General features: G+C 36.0%; 21 protein-coding genes and 2 riboswitches. Of the genes, 12 read left to right on the top strand and 9 right to left on the bottom strand.

What is annotated here, in order from left to right; translation table 11 throughout:
• From SJW71_RS22970 to SJW71_RS22955, 4 genes are all read left to right on the top strand, one after another.
• Complete coding sequence (locus SJW71_RS22970) at positions 1-522, top strand: PepSY domain-containing protein (RefSeq protein ID WP_322605648.1); 522 nt, start codon at positions 1-3, stop codon at positions 520-522.
• 198 nt (positions 523-720) lie between these two features.
• A riboswitch (cyclic di-AMP (ydaO/yuaA leader) is annotated at positions 721-869 on the top strand.
• 119 nt (positions 870-988) lie between these two features.
• Positions 989-2812, top strand: a complete 1824-nt coding sequence (locus SJW71_RS22965; RefSeq protein WP_274795288.1) for an APC family permease — start codon at positions 989-991, stop codon at positions 2810-2812.
• Positions 2813-2975: 163 nt separating this feature from the next.
• A riboswitch (purine riboswitch) is annotated at positions 2976-3077 on the top strand.
• A gap of 134 nt (positions 3078-3211) precedes the next feature.
• Entirely contained in the window at positions 3212-3796 is a 585-nt protein-coding gene (locus SJW71_RS22960) for a xanthine phosphoribosyltransferase (protein WP_274795289.1), read from the top strand.
• Positions 3796-5094: a nucleobase:cation symporter-2 family protein gene (locus tag SJW71_RS22955; RefSeq protein ID WP_274795290.1), complete on the top strand. Its 1299-nt coding sequence runs from the start codon at positions 3796-3798 to the stop codon at positions 5092-5094. Before SJW71_RS22960 ends, SJW71_RS22955 begins: the two co-directional genes overlap by 1 nt.
• A 124-nt stretch (positions 5095-5218) precedes the next feature.
• Here SJW71_RS22955 and SJW71_RS22950 read toward each other — a convergent pair whose 3' ends face one another.
• On the bottom strand, positions 5219-5599 hold the full coding sequence (locus SJW71_RS22950; protein ID WP_322605647.1) for a hypothetical protein: 381 nt from the start codon (positions 5597-5599) through the stop codon (positions 5219-5221).
• A gap of 206 nt (positions 5600-5805) precedes the next feature.
• Between SJW71_RS22950 and SJW71_RS22945 the strand changes: the two genes are divergently transcribed.
• Entirely contained in the window at positions 5806-6327 is a 522-nt protein-coding gene (locus SJW71_RS22945; protein WP_274795304.1) for a DUF2179 domain-containing protein, read from the top strand.
• A 21-nt stretch (positions 6328-6348) separates the two neighbouring features.
• Here SJW71_RS22945 and SJW71_RS22940 read toward each other — a convergent pair whose 3' ends face one another.
• Positions 6349-7659: a DUF2252 family protein gene (locus tag SJW71_RS22940; protein WP_431811609.1), complete on the bottom strand. Its 1311-nt coding sequence runs from the start codon at positions 7657-7659 to the stop codon at positions 6349-6351.
• 182 nt (positions 7660-7841) lie between these two features.
• Between SJW71_RS22940 and SJW71_RS22935 the strand changes: the two genes are divergently transcribed.
• On the top strand, positions 7842-8411 hold the full coding sequence (locus SJW71_RS22935; protein ID WP_322605645.1) for a YitT family protein: 570 nt from the start codon (positions 7842-7844) through the stop codon (positions 8409-8411).
• Positions 8412-8438: 27 nt separating this feature from the next.
• On the opposite strand, the gene SJW71_RS22930 is transcribed toward SJW71_RS22935, so the two are convergent.
• The 4 genes from SJW71_RS22930 to SJW71_RS22915 form a co-directional block, all read right to left on the bottom strand.
• A complete protein-coding gene (locus tag SJW71_RS22930) occupies positions 8439-9335 on the bottom strand; it encodes a DMT family transporter (RefSeq protein ID WP_274795309.1) in 897 nt (298 codons plus the stop codon).
• Between the two features lie 104 nt (positions 9336-9439).
• A complete protein-coding gene (locus tag SJW71_RS22925; protein WP_322605644.1) occupies positions 9440-10600 on the bottom strand; it encodes a PucR family transcriptional regulator in 1161 nt (386 codons plus the stop codon).
• Between the two features lie 160 nt (positions 10601-10760).
• Positions 10761-12179, bottom strand: coding sequence for an amidase (locus SJW71_RS22920; protein ID WP_312507483.1), 1419 nt, complete (start codon positions 12177-12179; stop codon positions 10761-10763).
• Entirely contained in the window at positions 12169-12354 is a 186-nt protein-coding gene (locus SJW71_RS22915; protein WP_274795312.1) for a hypothetical protein, read from the bottom strand. Before SJW71_RS22915 ends, SJW71_RS22920 begins: the two co-directional genes overlap by 11 nt.
• 294 nt (positions 12355-12648) lie before the next feature.
• On the opposite strand from SJW71_RS22915, the gene SJW71_RS22910 reads away from it, so the two are divergent.
• From SJW71_RS22910 to SJW71_RS22895, 4 genes are all read left to right on the top strand, one after another.
• The gene (locus tag SJW71_RS22910) at positions 12649-13530 is read left to right on the top strand and encodes an EAL domain-containing protein (protein WP_274795313.1); all 882 of its coding nucleotides are present in this window, start codon (positions 12649-12651) and stop codon (positions 13528-13530) included.
• A complete protein-coding gene (locus tag SJW71_RS22905) occupies positions 13508-14458 on the top strand; it encodes a GGDEF domain-containing protein (RefSeq protein ID WP_312507481.1) in 951 nt (316 codons plus the stop codon). The genes SJW71_RS22910 and SJW71_RS22905 overlap by 23 nt, the downstream gene beginning before the upstream one ends.
• A 114-nt stretch (positions 14459-14572) precedes the next feature.
• The gene (locus SJW71_RS22900) at positions 14573-15019 is read left to right on the top strand and encodes a hypothetical protein (protein WP_322605643.1); all 447 of its coding nucleotides are present in this window, start codon (positions 14573-14575) and stop codon (positions 15017-15019) included.
• Between the two features lie 328 nt (positions 15020-15347).
• On the top strand, positions 15348-16742 hold the full coding sequence (locus SJW71_RS22895; protein WP_274795316.1) for an L-cystine transporter: 1395 nt from the start codon (positions 15348-15350) through the stop codon (positions 16740-16742).
• A gap of 49 nt (positions 16743-16791) precedes the next feature.
• Here the strand turns inward: SJW71_RS22895 and SJW71_RS22890 are convergent, their stop codons facing one another.
• From SJW71_RS22890 to SJW71_RS22880, 3 genes are all read right to left on the bottom strand, one after another.
• Positions 16792-17106 (bottom strand): hypothetical protein, encoded by a 315-nt coding sequence (locus SJW71_RS22890; protein ID WP_274795317.1) that lies wholly within the window; start codon positions 17104-17106, stop codon positions 16792-16794.
• A 109-nt stretch (positions 17107-17215) separates the two neighbouring features.
• Positions 17216-17755 (bottom strand): DUF1273 domain-containing protein, encoded by a 540-nt coding sequence (locus SJW71_RS22885; protein ID WP_396631783.1) that lies wholly within the window; start codon positions 17753-17755, stop codon positions 17216-17218.
• 216 nt (positions 17756-17971) lie between these two features.
• Positions 17972-19117, bottom strand: coding sequence for a DUF418 domain-containing protein (locus tag SJW71_RS22880; RefSeq protein WP_312507478.1), 1146 nt, complete (start codon positions 19115-19117; stop codon positions 17972-17974).
• A gap of 103 nt (positions 19118-19220) precedes the next feature.
• Here SJW71_RS22880 and SJW71_RS22875 point away from each other — a divergent pair, with 103 nt between their 5' ends.
• Positions 19221-19922 (top strand): response regulator transcription factor, encoded by a 702-nt coding sequence (locus SJW71_RS22875; RefSeq protein WP_312507477.1) that lies wholly within the window; start codon positions 19221-19223, stop codon positions 19920-19922.
• Entirely contained in the window at positions 19919-21568 is a 1650-nt protein-coding gene (locus SJW71_RS22870; RefSeq protein WP_274795322.1) for a sensor histidine kinase, read from the top strand. Before SJW71_RS22875 ends, SJW71_RS22870 begins: the two co-directional genes overlap by 4 nt.
• The last annotated feature ends 31 nt before the right edge of the window (positions 21569-21599 follow it).

Here is a 21599-nt window from a genome sequence, read left to right as displayed (position 1 = left end):
ATGAAAAAAATGATTATGATTCCAGCATTAGTAGTTACACTTGGGGTTGGTGCAGCGATTGGCTCGACAACATTATTATCTGGAGATGCTCAAGAAAAAAAGGTGTTAACAATGCAAGAGATTGAGAAGAAGGCCCTTGCAGTAGTTGATGGTACAGTAGCGGATATCGAGTTTGACAAAAATCAGTATCGTTCTATTTATGAAGTAGAGGTCTATACTGATACAGAAGAATATGATTTAAAATTTGATGCTTATACTGGGAAATTACTCAAGCAGAAAAAAGAACGTCGAGATAACGATGATATGGACGACAATAAACTAGCAACTACAGTAACTACTAACATTACTAAAGAGCAGGCTATCGAAACAGCCTTAAAGAAAGCAAAAGGTACTGTAACAAAAATTAAGCTCGATGATGGCATCTATGAAATTGAATTGAAAGATGGTCAATATGAATATGAAGTAGATGTGGATTCTATGACGGGGAATATTGTTGATTTTGAACAGGATTATAATGACTAATATAGAGAGCTACTGTAAAAGTAGAGCATACTTTTACAGTAGCCTTTTGCTGTTCTGAGAGTATTTGCTTGGCATTCGTAGGTAAATTCCAAACGATTTCGGAAAAAAGTCTATGTTTTTCTCTCATAAAAGTGAAAAATTTTCTTCTTTACTTTTTTAATTGACAGGCGTAATATGACATCATTATAAAAGTTTCAAATTTCTAAATCGCTGAAGCAACTAAACGCGGGGGACCCATTTTTGACGGATAGCATCAGCCATCCTTGGGGTGAATCTCTTAATTTGAAGAGTAGGGCTACTCAGGCCCGAATCCGACAGCTAACCTCGTAAGCGTTAAGAGCAGAAAAGTTGGAGCTTGGCAGACGGATGAGCGTCTACAAGTCTTATTTAGTGATGACTTGTAGGCGTTTTTTGATCTTATTTAGAAAGGCGAAACACACTCTATAAAACTAGAAGGTGTTTAACAATGAAATCCTCATTCAAACGTTATGTAATCGGTAAACCATTAAGATCCGATGCGTTAGGGGAACAAAAGCTTAGTAAAACAAAGGCATTAGCCATATTATCATCAGATGCCTTGTCTTCAGTAGCCTATGGACCAGAACAAATTTTAATTGTCCTGATGACAGTGGGTACACTTGCCCTTTGGTACTCTCTACCAATTGCTGCTGGAGTCGTTATCTTGCTTGTGGCACTAATTCTCTCCTATCGTCAAGTTATTTTCGCCTATCCACATGGGGGAGGGGCCTATGTAGTATCACGGGAGAATTTAGGGGTAAATGCAGGTCTTGTGGCTGGAGGGTCCTTACTTGTTGATTATATTTTAACAGTAGCGGTAAGTGTATCAGCAGGTACAGATGCCATTACTTCGGCATTTCCAAGCCTCCACCCCTACAATGTACCCATTGCTATATTCTTTGTGGTTTTTTTAACAATCTTAAACTTACGTGGTGTAACAGAATCTGCTTCTATTTTGGCATACCCAGTCTATCTGTTTGTAGGTGTTATGCTCTTGTTAATTGGAATGGGGCTCTATCATGTCGCAACTGGTCAGGTGCCAGCAGAGCTACATCCAAAGGTCGGTACACCGGTTGCAGGAATTAGTTTATTTATTTTATTAAAGGCATTTGCATCAGGGAGCTCAGCTTTAACAGGGGTAGAGGCTATTTCAAATGCCATCCCTAATTTTAAAAATCCTGCTCCTAATAACGCAGCTAAAACGCTTTTAGCAATGGGTGCTATTTTAGCCGTTTTATTTATAGGCATTGTTAGTTTGGCTTATTTTTATGGGATTGCGCCAACAGCGGAAGCTACAGTTGTTTCTCAACTTGCAGAAGCGAGCGTAGGTAGAAATCTATTTTATTACATTGTCCAGGGTACAACGGCAATGATTTTAGTTCTTGCTGCAAATACAGGTTACTCAGCATTTCCTTTGTTAGCAGTAAATTTATCAAAGGATGGCTTTATCCCAAGAATATTCCAAATTCGTGGAGACCGTCTTGGTTATTCAAATGGCATCCTGATGCTAGGTGCAGCGGCTATTGTCTTAATCATTTTATTTGATGGAGCAACTGAGCATTTAATTCCACTATATGCTGTAGGGGTATTTATTCCGTTTACATTAGCGCAAACAGGAATGATGCGAAAATGGTGGCGTGATAAACCTAAAGGATGGATTGCAAAATTTACGATCAACACAATTGGTGCTGCTATTTCTTTCATCGTAGCGATGATGTTTTTTGTAACAAAAATGCCTCAAGTATGGCCAGTGTTTATCTTTTTACCAATTATTATTTTTCTATTCCATCGGATTAAGCTCCATTATCAGGCCGTTGGAGAACAATTAAGATTAAATCATGAGGAACTAGCTGCTATTGAGGGGAATGTTTTTATTGTACCAGTAGCAGGTATAACGAAAGTTGTTGAAAATTCCCTTCATTATGCGAAATCATTACATGTTGAGAAGGTAATTGCATTTTACGTAGCCTTCGACCAAGCGGATGCAAAGGCTTTTGAAGAGAAATGGAAGGCCTGGCAACCAGATGTACGACTAGTAACTTATTATTCACCATATCGCAGTATCACACAGCCATTGATTAAATTTATTGATAAGGTAGAACATCAATGTACGAAGACAGGTCATAAAGTAACAGTTGTCATCCCACAATTTTTACCGAAAAAAGGGTGGCACCATATGCTACACAATCAATCTAGCTTATTAATTCGTACGACACTGTTATTTCACAGAAATGTCGTCATTATGACAGTACCTTTCCATTTATCAAAATAATGCTAGCAAGCTAGAAAATAGTCTGTTATAATCAGTACGTTGATTGAAAACACGAACGTTTACAATTGAAAAGTTGCAGAATACCATTAAATTCCGAAAAATTAAACTTTTTTCAATATGAGATATAAGCTCTTACCGAATAAAGTGATAAATTGGTTATTCTGATAGTTTCATACAATCCACTCATATAATAGCGAGAATAGGGCTCGCAAGTTTCTACCGATTTACCGTAAATAAATCGACTATGGGTAGCAATGCTTTTAGAGAACTTCAATTTAATGATGTTTTCTATTCGTTTCGACGTTTTTACGCTGAATGCCTTGCTCCACTCGTAGCTGAATGGAAACAAGACATCCAGCGTTTTTTTATTATTATTAACGAAAGAAGGATATGAAAGAAATGAAGTTATTACACGACAAAATTATGCAAGAAGGTAAGGTTTTATCTTCATCAGTATTAAAGGTAGATTCATTTTTAAATCATCAAATTGATCCGATGTTAATGAAGGAAATTGGTCACGAATTCGCAAATCGTTTCTCTGATCAAGTTATTACTAAGATTTTAACAATTGAATCTTCAGGCATTGCGCCATCTGTCATGCTAGGCTTAGAAATTGGTGCACCTGTAGTATTTGCTCGTAAACGTAAATCTTTAACACTTTCAGATAACCTTTACTCATCAAAGGTACATTCATTCACAAAGAATGAAACAAATGATATCTCTGTATCACGTAATTTCTTAAATGAAGATGACAATATTTTAATCATTGACGATTTCTTAGCAAATGGTGAAGCTGTCAAAGGCTTACTTGATATTGCTGCACAAGCTGGTGCGAATGTTGTGGGTGTGGGCATCGTTATTGAAAAGGGCTTCCAAGATGGAGGGAAATTATTGCGTGAACAAGGTGTTCGCGTTGAGTCATTAGCGATTGTAGACTCTCTTGAAGATGGCAAAGTAACATTTGCTGCGGAGGCTCGCGCGTAATGAATACCTTTAAATCAACGACGCTAGCGATTCAACATTTACTTGCGATGTATGCTGGAGCCATCTTAGTGCCACTAATTATTGGTGGGGCAATTGGCTTTGATTCAACACAAATGACGTATTTAGTGGCGATTGATATTATGATGTGCGGGATCGCAACACTTTTACAGGTTTATTCAGGTAAATTTATCGGTATTGGCTTACCAGTAGTACTAGGCTGTACATTCACAGCAGTAAGTCCAATTATTGCTATCGGTACAAACCCGGAGCAAGGTATCACAGATATTTATGGTTCTATTATTGCATCTGGTGTAATTGTGATGATTATTGCTGGCTTCTTCGGTAAGCTTGTGAAATTCTTCCCACCAGTAGTTACGGGATCGGTAGTTTCTATTATTGGTATTTCCTTATTACCTGTGGCTTTAAACAATATGGCTGGTGGACAAGGTGCTGAGGATTTTGCCTCTGCTTCTAATGTTGCTTTAGCGTTCATTACATTAGTCATTATTTTAATTGTTTATCGTTTTTCTACAGGGTTTGTCCGTGCAATCTCGATTCTTATTGGATTAGTAGTCGGTACTATTTTAGGTGCATTCATGGGTAAAGTAGATTTTACGCCAGTAGCAGATGCTGATGTATTCCATATGGTTCAGCCTTTCTATTTTGGAATGCCAACTTTTGATGTGACTGCAATTATTACCATGACACTCGTAGCAATGGTATCTTTAGTAGAGTCATCTGGTGTCTATTTTGCACTAAGTGATATTTGTAATAAAAAATTAGATTCAAAGGATTTAGCTCGTGGCTATCGTTCTGAAGGTCTTGCTTCAGTAATCGGCGGGATTTTCAATGCTTTTCCATATACAACATTCTCACAAAACGTGGGGCTAACTCGTATGTCAGGTGTAAAAGATCGTAAAGTTATTTACATCACAGGTGGCTTACTTGTAGCACTTGGCTTCCTACCAAAAATCGCAGCGTTAACAACGATTATTCCAACATCTGTACTAGGTGCGGCGATGCTTGCGATGTTCGGTATGGTGATTACACAAGGTATGGGCATGCTTGTACCTGTAATGAATGAATCAGCAGAAAACGCGATGATTGCTGCGATATCAGTAAGCTTAGGTGTTGGTGTATCTGTAGTTCCTGGCATTTTTGATGCACTACCAACAAGCGTTTCAATTCTTACATCTAATGGTATTGTCTGTGGTTCTGTCACAGCAATTATCCTTAATATTTTATTCAACATGATTGGGCCTAAGCATAAGGAAGACCCAATGCATGGGGAAATATAGGCAAAACTAAACAACATTCATCTAAATACCTCACTTATTTTGATGAAAAGGCAGTTGTCACCTACTTTTATCTATTGATATAGATTTAAGGAGGTGACATTTTAGTATGTAAAAAAACTATTGTTCATTTTTTAAATGGTAGTCGCGGCTGTTCGTCTTGATAGCTAGAATAAGTCCAACCGCTATTCTCCATCTCTGAACATTGCTTATCTTTACAATAAAAAATATATGTCTGTTTATCTGTACGAACATTTACTTCAAAATAATAAGGGAATACGCCGCCTTTATTCTTATCGATACTTGTATCAATAGCGATAACTTTCTCTTGCGAAGCTATTTCTTTATATTTTTCACTTGCCACTGTTTTTTGAACCATTTCGCTTAATATAACACGTTCCTCAGCATTAGCTTCATACCATTGATCAAGCAAAAACCATTTTCCCAATATATATAAATTTGTGCTTAAGCTAATGATAAGAAAAATAATTATCATTTTCTTCTTCAATATTTTACATCCTCCTTCTTTAAATATTCTTGAATAATACCATATCACACATTAAGTGTAAAATTACACTTATACCTCATAAATTTTTATACAGTTGTTTAAAATGTTTAACATTGCTGCTTGAAGGGAATTTAAAATTAATAGAATGTAACTTTCTATTTCAACATACACTTATATATAATTACTCTCAGAAAGGTCTAGAATAAATGCAAAGTATCGTGTTAATTTTAATCCTTCAACTAGTTTATGTACCTTTTTTAACATTACGTACAATATTTTTAGTAAAGAATATTACTTTCCTTGCTGCGATATTTGGTATGTTGGAGATGTTAGTGTATGTATTTGGCCTTTCGCTCGTTTTTAGTGGAAAACAAAGTATGTTAGCTATGGGCGTTTATGCGGTTGGATTTGGATTAGGAATATTTTTAGGGGCCAAAATTGAACGTAAGCTAGCAATAGGCTATGTCTATACGACCATCAATACGCAAAATAAGAATGAGGAGCTTGTGAGATTTCTTCGTAATGAAGGGTTTGCGGTTACGATTTATATTGGGGAAGGGCGAGATAGTAATCGCTATAAATATGAAATATTAACGAAGAGGAATCGTGAGGGTGAACTCTTTCAAATAGTAGAACAGTTTGAGCCTAATGCATTTATTATCTCGTACGAACCAAAGTCATTTAAAGGTGGGTTTTTGCTTGCTCGTATGAAGGCCAAGCACAAATAAATGTGAATAGAGGGACCTCTGCTAATAGCCGAGGTCCTTTTTAAAATTGAATTTTGTTTCAACAAAGCTTTTAAATATGTCAAAGTCTGTGTAGACCATTTCCTTGTAGCTCATGGCTTGTAAAATTGTCTGCTCAATAAATATAGTACGATCTTTACCGATAGCCTTTAAAATCTCTTCCTCGCTGTGATAGGTAAAAACATGAGAATAATCGATATCAGCGCGAGCATGTATTTTGGCAGCTATTTTTCCCATAAGTGATGTTGTTGTAAAATAATCCTCTAAATCCTTATAGTTTTTAGGCTTAATCTTCTTTTTATAAGGAGAGCGTTCTCGAATATAAAATTCTTGGTTATTCATCGTGATATAGGCTAAATGAGGGTCCTCTAAATGATGCATAGCTTTTTGTGTACCCACAACACGTGCTCCTTGGTGCTCATAATGATCCCAAAATTGCTCTTGATAGGGGAGGAAATAGGCAGGAATCGCTGTACGTACTTCTTTCATTTCTAGCACTAAATCATTTTCTTCAGATGTAATTTTTTTATCTTCCACTAAAATATAGTAACGTTTTAGACCGATAGAAGCTGTGCCAGAGCCATGCTTATAAGCAATATCCTTAATTTTATAAGTTGGAAGTGCGTTTGCTATGGCACTGTATTCCTCTGAAGAGACTGGTTGAATTTCATCATTCCATAAAAAAGCTCGTTGGCCATCTTCACTCTTATATGAAATATCCTCTAAAAAAAGAGAGTGTGGACGTTTTTCAAGCTTTTTCAAAAGTTTTTTAGCAGGTCCTTTAGTATTATCCTTTGTAAACATCAGTGTTAGTGGATCATCTTTTTTGCGCTGAAACCGTTTTAGTTGATCGATATAGCTATTGAGAAAATATTGAATAGCCGTTTCTTGGGTTGCCTTATGTAAGTCTTGTTCTTCTAAATAGAGTGCAATACTGACGCTCATTCGAATAATATCGTATAAATAAGAGCCGACATAGCCCTCATCGAAATCATTGACATCAAAGACAATGGTGCCTGCTTCATTTTGAAAGGCCCCAAAGTTGTCCATATGCATATCACCTTGAATCCAAGTTGGCCTACTGTTAGGAGTATGGAAGATAGAGGTAGTCTTTGCCATATCAAAGTAAAATAGATAGGCACTTCCACGGAAAAAGCGGAATGGACTTTCTAGCATTTTGCGATATTTTTCTAGGCGCTGTGCCTCTGTTAATCTTATTCGCTGCACATCAAATTCCTCAAAGATTGTTTCTAATTGCCCTTTTCTTAAATGTATTCTAGTATGTTTAACCTGTTCTAATAAAGCATGCTCCATAAGGAACCCCCTTTTTTAAAAATCAAATTTTACTTGTATTTACGGGAAATAATAGAATAAGTTTCGAAGAAATTTAGCAAATATACTCGATAAAAATGATCATTCATCTAAGGTTATTTCATAACATGTTCGATTACCTATTTTCATACTATAAGACATGCGTAATTACGGAGGGGGGTTGTATGTATTTCTTTACAAAAAGTCTTGTCATTATAATAGGAAGTATTTCTTTGTCGTTAGGAATTAATTTATTTTTAACGCCTTATGAAATATTAGATGGAGGAGTAGTTGGATTTGCGCTAATTTTACATTATTTATATAAGCTAAAAATCGGTTTAATGATTATTGTCATTAGTATTCCCATTTTTATTATCGCTTGGTTTAAATATAGAGCCTATTTTTTCAATAGTATACATGGCTTAATAATGTCTTCCTTCATTATTGATTTATTAAAGCCTGCCCGTAATCTTGTTCAAATTGATGCGCTTTACAGTGCGATTCTTGGAGGCATTCTTGTAGGGTTTGGAATTGGTCTGATGTTGCGATTTCAGACAAGCACTGGAGGGACAGACTTAATCGCTCAATTTATCTGTGATAAAACAGGTATTAATGTGGGGATATTAATATTTTTTATCGATTCCATCGTTATTGTTATAGGCGGCTTCCTATTATCCACTTCAACCTTTCTATTATCCATTATTACCGTTTTAGTAGTAGGTATTACAACAAGCATCATTACTAGTCGAGCTTAAAAAAATAGTTCCAGTTTTAAACTGAAACTATTTTGGCGTTTGATTTTCTAGTGTTTTCATAAGCTTCTTTTTAGGATGTGCTGGTTTGACTTCGGCAATTAGTATAGCCAATAAAATGAGCACTGCGCCTACGACCATACGGCTTGTTAAAATTTCATGCAAGAAGATGACGGATAGTACCATACCGAAGAAAGATTCAGTCGATAGGATAATCGCAGCTTTAGTGGCCGTTGTGTATTGATTGGCCACATTTTGGAATAGATAAGCAATCGTCGTAGAAAAAATTCCTAGATAAATAAGAGAATAGATTGCTTCTTTTTCAAATGATGTTGGGATTTCGCCTTGGCTAATGACGACTAGAACACCTATAAGGGAGGCCGTGAGAAACTGAATAATAGTAAGAGCAATGGCATCTTCCTTTTGAACAAAAAGGTTTGTACAAAAAATGTCAAATGCAAAAGCAACGGCACAAGCTAAAGAAAGTGCATCACCCACATTCATTGTCAATGAGCCCTGTAATGATAAAAAGCCAATTCCAACGATTGCCATTATCGAACCAATGATTTCATAGCCATCAATGCGGCGCTTATAAACCGCATAGGCAATTAAAGGAACAATAATAACATTTACGGCAGTTAAAAAGGCATTTTTAGAAGGTGTTGTATACTGAAGTCCGACTGTTTGAAGGGCGAATGCTATATATAGAATGGTCCCTAATAAAGCTCCTTTCCAAATAACCGATTTTGAAGCTTTTTTTAATCGAGAGCCAAATAGAACGGTTAATATAATCGAAGCTAATAAAAATCTACCAGCCATTACTTGATAAGCTGTTAAATATTCTAAGGCAATGGCTGTAATAACAAATCCACTGCCCCACACGATTGCAGTAATCAATAGCATGCCATCTGCTATGTAAGTTTTCATATGTTTCTTCCTCCTGACTTCAATAGAATAGCATAAGAGTGAAGAAAAGGTTTTGATTTTATTTCTAAATATTCAGGCGTTTTTTTGTACTTATTCCAAAGTAATTATTCGACAGTCAATTTACTATGTAATAAGTACAATTTAACGGCTGCAGCTAGGTGTTCATAAAAAACATAATCATTATCTTCTAGTGCTACTAATTGACGTATTTTAGCCATACGATAGCGAATTGTATTGGGGTGACAGAACTGTGCCACTGCGACTTCCTTAATATTTCCTTTCTTAATGATATAGGTTTTGGCAGTTTCCATTAAATCTGAATCAGCCTTATCATCAAGTAATGGGGCTAAAAAGGAATTTACGTAGTCCATTGCAAATGTTCGATCTTTACGATACAACTCAATTAATAAGCGTTCAGATGCGAGATTGTTATAATGACAGCTAGGTAGTCTATCAATTTCAGCTAAAATACTGGCAAAGAAAGCTTCGCGTAAGGCGCTGGGTAATCCTGTTTCGGTATCGTAGCTACTACTATAGCCAAAGGTGATTGTATCAGTTGGTATGGCGTATAGAGCTAACCATTCATCTAAAACTTTTTCAAATTGAAACTGCTGAGATGCATGTGTCATGATAATGAAAAGGCTTTGTTTATAGGAACAAATTAGACCCGATTTTAATAATGGTTCTAATGAAAAAATAGATTGCATCGAGCTATGATGGAGTGGGTCACTTGTACGCAAATTTGCTGCAAATACATATTTTTCAAAGGGCTTATTAAGTTGCTGTAAAATGGATTTGATTTGCTCTTGCGTAACATCTTCTTCCATTAATCTTCGTAAAATAGTTTCTAAAAAGAATGAGTAATCCTGTGTCTTGGCATAGGCCATCGTTTCTAAAATAATTTTTTCAAAAAATTCATCTCCACCGAATCTAAGTATAGGGAAATTTTGCTCTTCAGCGTAAGTCAAAACTTCTTCAGGCAAGTCCTTGAAAATGACAGGCTTATAAGCTAAGGCACTCGCCCCTAGCTCAATCAAATTTTTGACAGCATTTACTAAATACTCTGGTTTTTGTTTTGCAAACAATAAACTACTTAAAACAACACTATGGGGCGTGAAAATCGTATCTCGAACATGGGGTATGTCCGGTGAAAATTCAAAGTCTAAAATTTCCACATTTTGAACAGCTTTATGCAAACCGTTGTGCCCAGCTACAACGGTGAAATCCTTAGTAATCGGTAATTGTAAAAAATTCTCTACATTCATGAGTACATCATTGCCTTTCCTATAGTAAGCTTCTAGCTTCTATTATAGAATTACTTGTTTATAAAAAACCATTAGTATTCACACTTGCTTGTATCCACCAAAAAAATCTGCTCATTCAGGGTATCCCGTGAAGTGAGCAGATTTTTTTCAAAACTATCTTTTAAATATTAATAAAAATATTCGGCTTTCTATTTCGTAATGGGTTAGTTTGTTCAACTGCATATCCTACATTTAATATACGTCCTTCTTTAAAGGCAGGCCCTATAATTTGTAAGCCAATTGGTAAGTTCCCTTTGAAGCCGCAAGGAACGGAAAGTGCAGGTAATCCTGTTAAGTTGCTAGGGCCAGTAAAGCGAATAATATTATCAATTAAATCCACTTTTTGACCATTCAACTCTGCGAAATCATCGCCAATCGTACTTGCCACAACTGGTAGGGTAGGGGTAATGAGTACATCTACCTCATTAAAAATTTCAGTAAACTCTTGCTTAATTTGACGTCGTACCTGTTGAGCTTGTAGGTAATCAACTGCAGAAGGTAATTCACCAAGCTCAAATAGTAGACGTATATCATCCCCAAAATCTTGTGGTCGCTTTTGTAAATCTGAATGGTGTATAGCTGCTGCCTCTGAAAGGGACGTAACAAGCTCCGCCCATTCTGCATATTGTAAAGAAGGAATTCGGACCACTTCTACTTTTGCACCTTGATCCACTAAGCTTTGAATGCTTGCTCGTACAGCTTTTTCCACTTCAGCATCCACATTTTTAAAGAAGTATTCTTCATTAATTCCAATCACTAAATCCTTAATATCTCCAGATAATTGCTGCACATAGTCGTCCGTTGGGACATCAATGCAAGTAGGGTCTCGATGGTCAAAGCCAGCAATGACTTCAAGCAAGCCTGCTGCATCCTTTACGGTCTTTGTCATTGGACCAATATGATCTAAGCTCCATGCTAAAGGATAACAGCCATATTTACTTACACGACCGTGTGTAGGTTTTAACCCAACTATGCCACAAGCAGAAGAAGGAATTCGAATGGAGCCTGCTGTATCCGTCCCTAGTGAAGCTACGCTTGCCCCAGCCGCAACAGCTGCTCCAGAGCCTCCGCTTGAACCACCAGGAATTTTATCTAAATCCCATGGGTTGCGAACAGGTCCGTAATGAGGGTTGTTATTGGTAATGCCCCATGCGTATTCATGCATGCTTAATTTTCCGGTGAATATAACGCCAGCGTCTCGAAGCTTTTCAACAACTGTTGCATCATAATGAGAAACGAAGTCCTTATGAATTTTTGAGGACATCGTTGTTATTTTATCTTTAAAATACAAGTTATCCTTTAAGGCCATAGGAATTCCATGATACATACCTTTATAGTGGCCTTGGAGAATCTCCTGTTCAATTTCTTTTGCCTTTGCTAATGCTTCTTCCCGATAAAATGCCATATAGGAATTAATTTTCGGCTGACTTTCCTCAGCAAAGTCTAAAATAGCTTTTGTTAATTCCACGGGGGAGAGCGTCTTCGATGCAAGTAAAGGTGCCAGCTCTTCAACGGATTTTAAATGTAAATCAGTTGTCAATATGATCACCTCCAGGAATATTACGTACAGCGATATCTGCATCATCAATCGCAATACCTTCTAAATTGCTACGAAGTGACTGCATACCTTCCCAGCGTGTTTTTAATAGTTCAAGGTGTTCAGATTTCGGTGTAATTCCTTTGTTCTCCAATAATTGTTGAATAGACAAGCTCATTAACAGGATCCTCCCTTGAATAATTTTTTATCTAAATAGGTTTCCCTATAAAGATCGATCAGGTAAAAGCACAAAAAAATATAATAGGTAATATAAACCTATTATTACAATCATACACTAATAATGGTTTATATCAATAAATCATTTGTAATATATTGAATATTATGAAAAATGTATTATGAGAAAATATCTCAAAGTATAGTACGGGGGCTTACACTTTTTACATACCATTCACAGTCTGTTTACAATAAAAGGGTACAATGAACCATAATAACCAATTGAAGAGGTGCAAGAATGGAGTCTACAATGGGACAAAGTATAAAAACAAGGAGTATATTTTCCTTTTTAAAATATTTATATGGGCAACATCAAAGAAATTCATTATATATGAAACGTTTAAAAGCGTTGAAACATATTATTCAGCATAATGATTTACATACATATTTCCAACCTATTGTAGATTTACAGTCAAAGCAAACGATGGGATTTGAAGCATTAAATCGCCCAGTTCCATCAGTATTATTTAATAGTGTGGATCAGTTCTATGAGTTTGTTGGGCAAACAGATTGTGTTTTTTTATTTGAGTGTTTTTGTAGGAATCTTTCCTTACAGCGTTTCAAGGAGCGTATGCATAAAGATGTGAAGGATACGAACTTCTTAGTATTTCTTAATATACATCCGAATGTGTTAGTAGATAAAAAATATCACAGTGGAGAAACGCTACAATTACTTAAGGAGCTGGGCATTAAACCTCAGCAGGTAGTATTTGAATTAACAGAGCGCAGTGCTGTAATAGATTTTGAGGAATTCGAACGGGTGTTGTCACATTATCGATCACAAGGTTATCGCATTGCAGTAGACGATGTAGGCTCAGGTTATAATAGCTTGAAAACTCTTATTTATTTAAAGCCAGAATTTATTAAACTTGATCGTTCGTTAATTCAATTTATCGATCAAAATAGCGAGCAGCAACAGCTCGTTACCTTATTGATGAAATATGCTGAACAGGTGAAAACAAAAATTATCGCTGAGGGGATTGAACGACAAGAAGAGCTTGATTATCTGCATCGTATAGGCATTCATTATGCACAAGGTTATGCGATAGGAAAGCCATCAAAGGAAATACATTTGGGAAAAATAAGGGTGGGTGACCATGAAGATAGGGGAAGTCATTGAAAAGGTTCCGTGTATTGATGAATTTGTGAAAAATAACGAAGTAGATGTACTTTTTATGAGTAATCCTTCATTGCGAAGCATTGTAGTAGTTCGTGATGAAAAACCAATTGGACATATTACACGTACACATTTCTATCAAAAAATTGGTACTCGCTATGGCTATCATTTATTTATGGGACGCCAAAATCAACTTATCATGAAAGAAAACCCTTTAATTGTAGATCGTAATACACCAATTACTGAAGTGAGTACACTAGCTATGTCTAGACCTCCTGAAGATTTATATGATGATGTCGTTGTCACAAAAAATAACTTATATGATGGTTTAGTTAGTATTCGAGAGTTACTATTAAAGCTTGTTGATACACAAGTAGCCATTGCAAGCTTCTTAAATCCTTTAAGTAGCCTTCCCGGGAATAAATTAATTGATGAAAAGCTAGAGGAAGCATTACAGCTATCACAATATAGCTTAATCTATTTTGATTTAGATCATTTTAAATCCTATAATGACACATATGGTTTTAATAAAGGTGATAAAATTTTAATGTATTTAACAGATATACTAAAAAGACATATCTGTGGGATGGAAGATTTTTTAGGGCATATCGGTGGCGACGATTTTGTTGCCATTCTACCTCATTATGAAGTAGAAAAGATTTGTCAAAAGATTATAGATGACTTTGATGCCAATATTGTAAGTTTTTATGATATTGAGGATTTAGTATGTATTCAAGTGGCCAATAGAGCAGGTGAACTAGAACCTTTAACATGTACGACCTTATCTATCGCCGTTATTACAAACGAATATCAGTATTTTAATTCCGTTGAACAATTGTCCAATGCGGTCACACATATCAAAAAGCAGTGTAAAAAAATCGCAGGAAGCTGTTACCTCATTAATAAACAACAAACCTACTTCGTCCATTAACTTAGTGCATTTCGCTAGGTTTATTGCTGGAGCTTTACTATGAATTTTTAAAAGCTTAGATGTAAAATATATGAATTTTTGAATAAAGTTTCTATATAAAAGGGGGGTTTTTAGATGGACTTAAGAAGACTGCATATTTGGCAGCCTATTACTTGCTTGGAGAGGGCTCAAGTCGTTAATGCTTCATTAAATTATACAGATTTAGGGTTATCCTTAACATTAATAGATCGAAACAATACGGAAGTTGATATTATTTATGATAAGATTTCCCCAATTCAAGATTACGTTTGGTCATTCCGCTACACTGGAGAAATCCCTCGATCTGATTTAGTGCCCTTAGTCGATGAAGCATTGCAACAAGAAAATGCTATAAATTTTTCAGCAGAATGGTTTTATAAAATGAGCCATTCAGATTATATAGCATGGTTTGACCAACTTCCCTGGATTGGGAGCAAAGAAATTCCTCACGTTGAACATCATATTTATTGTTTTAATGATGGTGTTTTTGACATAATTAGCGACTATGAACCGAGATTTGTCATTAGAAATGAAGCGATATAAGTAAACCTATAATGCTGCCTCTAGACTGTTAGTTTTTATAACAATCTAGGGGCCATTTATCATTTGTCACCAAATGTAGTACCAGTGACTAAACTATCTATACAATCGCCTGCACATATGCTGATGATCTTGGTTTGTTAAATGTCTTTTATAATAAAGCGTCAGGAGCAAAAGGATGATTGTGATTCATTTTTTGAGGGTATAATCATAGGCAAAGAACCATTTCCTTTAGGAATTTATTAATCTTAATAAAACATACTTGAATTATAGGGATTATGGGTATATAATTCGATTACATTAATAATAAAACATCTTAGGAGGCATTCCATTGTCGAATTTACAAATCATTCTTAACGTAGCAGTGTTGCTTGTGTTCGTTGGAATTTTATTTATTATGAATAAAAAACACGTCAAATTTTCAAATCGTGTTTTTGCAGGCTTAGGTTTAGGGATTGTACTTGGCCTTGGACTTCATTTTATCTATGGTATAGATTCTGAAGTACTAGCCAAAACAACTTCTTGGTACAATATTATAGGTACTGGGTATGTTAAACTGCTACAAATGGTTGCAATGCCTTTAGTATTCATCTCCATTTTAATTGCCTTTACAAAAATGAAAATTGGCAAAAACTTTGGGAAAATGGCAGCTCTTATTTTAGCCATTTTAATTGGTACAACAGCCGTTTCGGCAGCAGTAGGTATTCTTTCTGCAACGGTATTTGATTTAGATGCAACACATATTTTACAAGGTGAAGCAGAAACAGCTCGAGGACAATATCTTGAGGAAAAAACAACTGGCTTAGCAGCACCGGATTTACCAACTCAAATTGTTGAGCTATTCCCAGCAAATCCCTTCCTTGATTTAACTGGAGCTCGTTCAACATCAACAATTGCTGTAGTAATTTTCTCAGCATTCCTTGGTTTTGCTTACTTACGTGTGGCACGTAAAGATGAAGGGACAGCAGCTACAATTAAAAAAGGCTTAGATGCTATTTATGCACTAGTAATGGGTGTTGTAACAATCATTTTACGTTTAACACCATATGGAATTTTAGCTATTATGGCTCGTACGGTTGCAACATCAGATTTCGGTGCCATTTATAATTTAGGTAAGTTTGTGATTGCTTCTTATGCGGCGCTAATAATTGTTTTCTTAGTACATTTATTAATCCTAACATTAAGTGGATTAAACCCAGTTACGTACGTGAAAAAATCAGCGGAAACATTGTTATTTGCCTTTACATCACGTTCAAGTGCTGGTACTTTACCAATGAACATTAAAACGCAAACAGGCCGTCTTGGGGTATCTGAAGGTATCGCAAACTTCTCAGGTTCATTTGGTTTATCAATCGGCCAAAATGGCTGTGCTGGAGTATACCCTGCTATGTTAGCGATTATGATCGCACCTACAGTAGGTATTAATCCTCTTGATCCTGTGTTCATTATTACAGTCATCGCAGTAGTAGCCGTTAGCTCCTTTGGTGTAGCAGGTGTTGGTGGTGGTGCAACATTTGCAGCGATCCTTGTACTTTCAGCTCTTGACTTACCAGTTGCACTTGCAGGTGTATTAATCTCTGTTGAGCCTTTAATCGATATGGGACGTACAGCTTTAAATGTAAGTGGTTCAATGACTGCTGGTGTTACAACAGCACGTATTACAAAAGAGCTTGATACAGAAATGTATAATAATAAAGAATTAGGTGCGCAAGTAGCAGACCTATAACATAAAAAAAAAGCCCCTTTAAAAGAAAAATTTTAAAGGGGCTTATGTTTTATATTATTTTTACATAAAAATCTTTACCATTAATTATCTCAGCTATCTCAATATTATAATGTTGTTTATAGTATTCATAAATATTGTAGGCTAAACCGGAGTGTCCATTTAAATAGGTTCCCTTTTTAATCTCTTTACGCGGATTATGGAAATCGAAATATAAGCGTGAATCATTGCTCATCGTATTTAAAATAGCTGAAAATTCCTGTTCCTCAATATGAATTCCACGTGTATACCGACATTCTCTACGATACGTATCGTGAGTGACATTAACAGGAGAAGCTTCAAGAACCATTTCAATATGTTTATTCAAATGATACAGCTCCTTTCAATTTATTGGTAGCATTCATGAAAATAGTAGGCTACAAAAAGGAATAACTAATTATAGTATATAATTGTCAGAAAATTATAGCAATATTTTTCTACCAGTCTTGCTGTTGTATTTCTTCAGCTATCACCTGTAAATCATAGGCGTTTATTGTTAAAAGAGAATAGTCATGAGATTCCATATATTTTTCTGCAAGACGTTTAATGTACTTTGGAGAACCTTCATTTTCTTCATCGTAAATTAATAAAAGACCGTCAGTATTTTGAATAATAAATTTATCCTTCTCAATAAATTGCCAAGGTGCTTCGTACGGTTTTTTGGTCACGCTTGTAACAAAATCGGCTTGGGCAATTAATGCTTGATACTTTTCCTTTTTAGGGTCTTGCCAATTCTTCTCCTGCTCTAAAAAGGGCGTTATAACGGCATATTTTAAATTTGGATATTCCTTTTTTAGCATTAAAACAACTTCAGCACTCCAAGATTCGACGCCCTGCTGTCCACTAATAATAACCCATTCCAGTCCTTCATCCAGTAGTGTACGTAAACGAGCTTCTAGAGCCTTTTTTATAATGACAATGCCAGGGTGTTTATCATTAAAAATACCAAGTTCATGTGGCTTATAGCCAGTAATCATCATACGCTGTAACAACAAAATGCCCCCTAAGCTGTATAGTTGTAGTACTTACTAGTATACAGTAGGGGGCAAATGAAAATGAAATCTAATGTGTAATTTATTTGAATGCAAATAGTGTTAAAATTACTGCTACAGTCGCACAAATACCCAAAAACCACCATGAGTCTGTAAAGTCTTCTTTAGAGTCACTATTCATAAAAATAATTCCTTTCTATTTTAGTCTTGTTTTACCTGCCCAGACCAAGACCAATTTGTCCATATCCGTAAAATTGTTTCAAATGGACCACGTTTAAATTTCTTTAAATAGGCTAGGCTGAAAACACATTGCAAGCTATACACAACGATTCCAAATAGGATACCGCCAAAAACGCCTAGTTTGCCGTATAATCCAAGGCCATAGCCATAAAAAACAGTTGTACAAATAATGGTTTGTAGTAAATAATTGGTTAATGACAGTTTGCCTACGCTCTCGAATGCAGGAGCAAGCAGTTGAACAGGGCGTGTTTTATAAATCAATGCTGCAAGGCAGACATAGCCAATCGCTAATAATTGCGAGCCACCCATTAATAAAATGGAAGAAAAAGCATTTTCTATAAAACTAACACTTTTACATACAAGTCCAATAGGAACGAGGAGAGCACCTAGTTTATACCATTTCATTTCCTTATCCATCTCCACAAAGGCTTGCTTCTTAGCAAGTGCCATGCCGAAAAGGAATAGTGGTGCGTAGAACATTGGTGTAAAAATTAATAAAATAAAGATGAACGCCGGATCTTCCATTCCTGGTGGTTCTACATTTGCACGGAAATCAAAAATCTCTAAATAGTTTCCATTAGCGTAGATAGCATCTGCTTGTTCAATGTAAGTATCTAGCTCCTTTTGTTCCTTTTTAGATACTTCCATAGAGCCGTATGTTAACGCTGTTGTTAGTACTAAAAGGATACCAGCCCATATTAATAGAGTTTTTGGCTTACGATTAATAAAAGGAATCAAGAATAAAGTCATACAGCCATAAGAAAACAGAATATCGCCTTCCCATAAGAAGATGGAATGAAGTAAGCCAAGAGAAATTAAGCCTGTTGCACGGCGTAAAATAGACCAGCGGCTTTTATTCTTTTTTCTGCGGATGGATTCAATTAATTTAATAAGCGAGAAGCCAAATAAAATGGTGAAAATGGGCATAAACGAGCCTTCAATTACAATTTTCACAAAATATAAAGCTCCGTTATCTAAGGTAGAAAGATTTTTTAATTCATCTTTGCCATACATCCCAAACTGGAAAATCAGCAAATTTGCCATTAAGATGCCAAATAAACTAAATCCACGCATTGTATCAATGAAGGTAACACGATTAGTTGTCATTGCGTTTTATCTCCTTAATTGGTTATCTTATACATATAATAGTTGAGGAAGCTTATGGTGAAATAATGACTACCTTAAAGTAATCTTAAAAGTAGGTGGAAAAATGCAGGAAGCATCAATTTTAGTGTTAGAGGACGAACGTGCAATTGCCGAAATGATTGAAATTATTTTAAGAAAAGAAGGAATTGCCAATATAACATTATGCAACACGATAGAAGAGGCAAAAAACGAGATTAATACTAAACCATTTGATTTCTATCTATTAGATATCATGCTACCAGATGGTAGTGGGTTGGATATCGCACATATCATTCGAGAGAAAAGTGATGCCCCTATTTTTTATTTAACAGCAAAAAGCAGTGACGCCGATAAGCTCCGAGGTTTTATGAATGGTGCAGATGATTATATTACAAAACCATTTAACCCATTAGAACTTGTGGCAAGAGTGAAGGTACAGCTAGTACGTTATATGAAGAAAAAGAATGTTCAAGAAAATCACATTTTTACTTGTAGCCGTTTTACATTCGATATTGACGCAGCAGAGATTCAGGTAGATGGCGTAAAGGAAATGATTAGTGGCCGCTTATTTCATTTATTAAAATATTTATGTGATAATGCAGGGCAAGTGTTATCAAAGGAACAAATATACGAGAGTGTGTGGGGAGATTGCTTGTTTGATGATAATACAGTAATGGTACATATACGCAAACTACGTGAAAAAATCGAAAAAAATCCTGGAAAGCCAACATGCATTATAACGGTCCGAGGCATTGGTTATAAACTTGTTGGGGATGTTTCTTCATGAAGCCTGCTGGAAAATTAACACTCCGTTTTGTTTCATATTTCATCATATTTTATCTCTTAATTATTTCAGGCTTTATTATGAGCTTGGTATTTTTCGCCATCTTTATTAATGATCGTGTTGGTGACAATATTCATGTTATGAGCTCCTTTGAAATTGAAGATGATGCTGTTGTTGAAAAAGGACAAACGGTTAAAATAGCGGATTACTTAGTGAAGCGAGCAGAGGAAAACGTAGGACAGCTATACTTATTTGATCAATCCATGACCATTGTTGATTACACAGGAGATAGTTGTGAATTATGTGGAAAGTCCGATAGCGAAATATTAGCATTGAAGCAACCGGGTATGCATACATGGGAACTCCCGAATTACTACTTATTATTTATTCCGACTTCGCCTGTTCAACCTTTGTTTGAAGAGGCCTTCGAAAATTGGGTTTCAACAGGGGACATTTCTGCCGTAACCTTGCAACGTTTAAAAGAAAATAAGGCGAGTGTTGAAATCTATGACGAACAATGGAATCGGACGGATGTCATAGGAAAGCGTTATGATAAGCTGAAGAAGCCGCAATTACTCGAGGAAAAATATGATATTTTCGAGCATGAGGAGCTTACACAAAGCGTAGCCCTAGCTGATGATGCCACTTTTGTTGTGCGAATGCCTAACCCATCCTATAAGCCATTTGAAGAGCCCTTTAATAAGGCGATGGTATTGTTTGTTTCTATATTCTTCGGTGGGCATATTATTTTGATACTCGGCGTGATCTTTTTATCCATTAGTATTTCACGGCAATTTGTGCGACCACTCGTTTATGTTATTTCGCGTATTGAGCGACTGACACAATTTGATTACAGAGAAATAAGTGATAAAAAAATTCATCATAACAAAACGGGGAAGCTCAAGCGGAAATTTAAACTGTTCCAGCCTGTAGAGGAATCACTCAATCATTTATCTGAACGACTTAATTCAAATGAAAGACAGATCAAGCACGCAGAGCAATTACGTGAAGAGTGGATAACGGGCTTATCACATGATTTAAAGACGCCGTTAAGTTCAATTTATGGCTATTCCACAATGCTGGCATCGGAAGATTATGAGTGGACCAAGGATGAGATGCGTATTTTTGCACAAACGATGCAAGAAAAGGCGACCTATATGGATGCGCTCATTCAAGATTTAACCTATACGTATCAATTAAAAAATAAGGCCATACAGCTGGATGAAGTATTACTGCCGTTAGCAGCATGGTTACCACAGTTTGCAGATGAGCAGGTAAGTGTGAAAGTTTATGGGGATGTATTGCTGCAAGCAGATGAGCTTTTACTCAAGCGAATTATGGATAATTTAATTACCAATGCGAAAAAGTATACGCCCGAAGGCACAAAAGTAATTGTAGAGGCACAACATACTGGTAAAGAAGTGATGCTAACCATTGCTGATCGAGGTCCTGGCATTCCTCAGGAGGAGCTTGATAATTTATTCGAGCGTTATTATCGTGGTACTAATACGACTGACGATATAACGGGAACAGGACTAGGACTAGCCATTACAAAACAGCTCATTGATTTGCATAATGGCACCATTAGTGTTCGTTCTGGCCAAGGTGGAACTATTTTCGTTCTGAAATTTCAATGCCACGAAGGCTGATTTTCATGCAATCCAAAGACATAAAAACCAT

It is taken from the genome of Lysinibacillus sp. FW12, from assembly GCF_050817245.1.
Classification (GTDB): domain Bacteria; phylum Bacillota; class Bacilli; order Bacillales_A; family Planococcaceae; genus Lysinibacillus; species Lysinibacillus irui.
This window is presented reverse-complemented; position numbering and strand designations above follow the sequence as displayed.

What these genes read in the sequence shown, in the direction of transcription:
- SJW71_RS22970 (WP_322605648.1), top strand. Translation starts at nt 1, where the DNA reads ATGAAAAAAATGATTATGATTCCAGCATTAGTAGTTACACTTGGGGTT.
- SJW71_RS22965 (WP_274795288.1), top strand. Translation starts at nt 989, where the DNA reads ATGAAATCCTCATTCAAACGTTATGTAATCGGTAAACCATTAAGATCC.
- SJW71_RS22960 (WP_274795289.1), top strand. Translation starts at nt 3,212, where the DNA reads ATGAAGTTATTACACGACAAAATTATGCAAGAAGGTAAGGTTTTATCT.
- SJW71_RS22955 (WP_274795290.1), top strand. Translation starts at nt 3,796, where the DNA reads ATGAATACCTTTAAATCAACGACGCTAGCGATTCAACATTTACTTGCG.
- SJW71_RS22945 (WP_274795304.1), top strand. Translation starts at nt 5,806, where the DNA reads ATGCAAAGTATCGTGTTAATTTTAATCCTTCAACTAGTTTATGTACCT.
- SJW71_RS22940 (WP_431811609.1), bottom strand. Translation starts at nt 7,659, where the DNA reads ATGGAGCATGCTTTATTAGAACAGGTTAAACATACTAGAATACATTTA.
- SJW71_RS22935 (WP_322605645.1), top strand. Translation starts at nt 7,842, where the DNA reads ATGTATTTCTTTACAAAAAGTCTTGTCATTATAATAGGAAGTATTTCT.
- SJW71_RS22930 (WP_274795309.1), bottom strand. Translation starts at nt 9,335, where the DNA reads ATGAAAACTTACATAGCAGATGGCATGCTATTGATTACTGCAATCGTG.
- SJW71_RS22925 (WP_322605644.1), bottom strand. Translation starts at nt 10,600, where the DNA reads ATGAATGTAGAGAATTTTTTACAATTACCGATTACTAAGGATTTCACC.
- SJW71_RS22915 (WP_274795312.1), bottom strand. Translation starts at nt 12,354, where the DNA reads ATGAGCTTGTCTATTCAACAATTATTGGAGAACAAAGGAATTACACCG.
- SJW71_RS22910 (WP_274795313.1), top strand. Translation starts at nt 12,649, where the DNA reads ATGGAGTCTACAATGGGACAAAGTATAAAAACAAGGAGTATATTTTCC.
- SJW71_RS22905 (WP_312507481.1), top strand. Translation starts at nt 13,508, where the DNA reads ATGAAGATAGGGGAAGTCATTGAAAAGGTTCCGTGTATTGATGAATTT.
- SJW71_RS22900 (WP_322605643.1), top strand. Translation starts at nt 14,573, where the DNA reads ATGGACTTAAGAAGACTGCATATTTGGCAGCCTATTACTTGCTTGGAG.
- SJW71_RS22885 (WP_396631783.1), bottom strand. Translation starts at nt 17,755, where the DNA reads ATGATTACTGGCTATAAGCCACATGAACTTGGTATTTTTAATGATAAA.
- SJW71_RS22880 (WP_312507478.1), bottom strand. Translation starts at nt 19,117, where the DNA reads ATGACAACTAATCGTGTTACCTTCATTGATACAATGCGTGGATTTAGT.
- SJW71_RS22875 (WP_312507477.1), top strand. Translation starts at nt 19,221, where the DNA reads ATGCAGGAAGCATCAATTTTAGTGTTAGAGGACGAACGTGCAATTGCC.
- SJW71_RS22870 (WP_274795322.1), top strand. Translation starts at nt 19,919, where the DNA reads ATGAAGCCTGCTGGAAAATTAACACTCCGTTTTGTTTCATATTTCATC.